A 983-nucleotide genomic window follows, 5' to 3' on the forward strand; every position below is an offset into this window, starting at 1 on the left:
ATTTCGGCCGAATGCACGCAGCCCGAAGCCGCGTCCGCGCCAATGTGCGCCTTCATGCCGAAATACCACTGATTGCCCTTCCTGGTCCGCTTCATCTCAGGATCGCGCGACTTCGTGCGGTTCTTGGTTGATGGCGGCGCGGCGATCAAAGTCGCATCCACGATCGTTCCCTGGCGCAACAGCAAACCACGCTCGTTCAAAAACCGCCGTCATCTCGTCCAACAGCGCTTTGCCCAGCGCATGTTTCTCCAGCAAATGGCGGAACTTCAAGATCGTCGTCTCGTCCGGCACACCCTCGAAGTCGAGGCTGATCCCTGCAAAATCGCGCAACAGCGGCGTTTCCCACAGCGAAGGGGAATCGCATTTGGGTCTGAGGTGACCTTTGGGAGCTGGATTGCTTAGCGAAGCGAGATCGATTCTACCCGCCAGCCTGGATAGCTGGCACGAGGTTGGATCGGGCATGGGTGGTTTTGAAGCCTGCTTTGTTGGGTTGGAGGATCCACGGACCGGCAACGCGGGTCGGCACAAGCTTCTGGATATGCTGATGATCGCGCTGTGCACGGTGCTGTGCGGGGGGCAGACGGCGGTCGACATGGCTGAGTTTGCGGAGGCGAAGGAGACTTTCCTGCGCGAGTTCCTCGCTCTGGAGAACGGACCGCCCAGCCATGACACGTTCAGCCGGGTGTTGCGGTTGCTCGATCCGGACCAGTTCGGTTCGTGCTTCCGGCGGTTCATGGCGGAGTTCACCGCCGCGTGCGAAGGCGTCATCGCGATCGACGGCAAGGTCTCGCGCCGATCGTTCGATCGGGCCAGCGGCAAATCGGCGCTGCATATGGTGAGCGCCTGGGGATGCGATCAGCGACTGGTCCTCGCGCAGATCGCCACCGACGAGAAGTCGAACGAGACTACCGCCGTGCCCAAGCTGCTCGAGATGCTCTCGCTGAAAGGTACCATCGTCACCGTCGACGCGCTCAATTGCCAGC

Annotated in this window: 1 protein-coding gene and 1 pseudogene; one reads left to right on the forward strand and one right to left on the reverse strand. The window is 61.1% G+C overall.

Translation table 11 applies throughout. From position 1 onward, the window contains the following. Nucleotides 1-351: pseudogene (locus tag L3X40_RS21925) on the reverse strand (transposase); the annotation flags it as partial. A gap of 109 nt (nucleotides 352-460) precedes the next feature. Between L3X40_RS21925 and L3X40_RS21930 the strand changes: the two are divergent. After that, nucleotides 461-983, forward strand: a 523-nt coding sequence (locus L3X40_RS21930) for an ISAs1 family transposase (protein ID WP_237367447.1), incomplete at its 3' end; no start/stop codon positions are given.

The organism is Rhizorhapis sp. SPR117 (assembly GCF_021742065.1).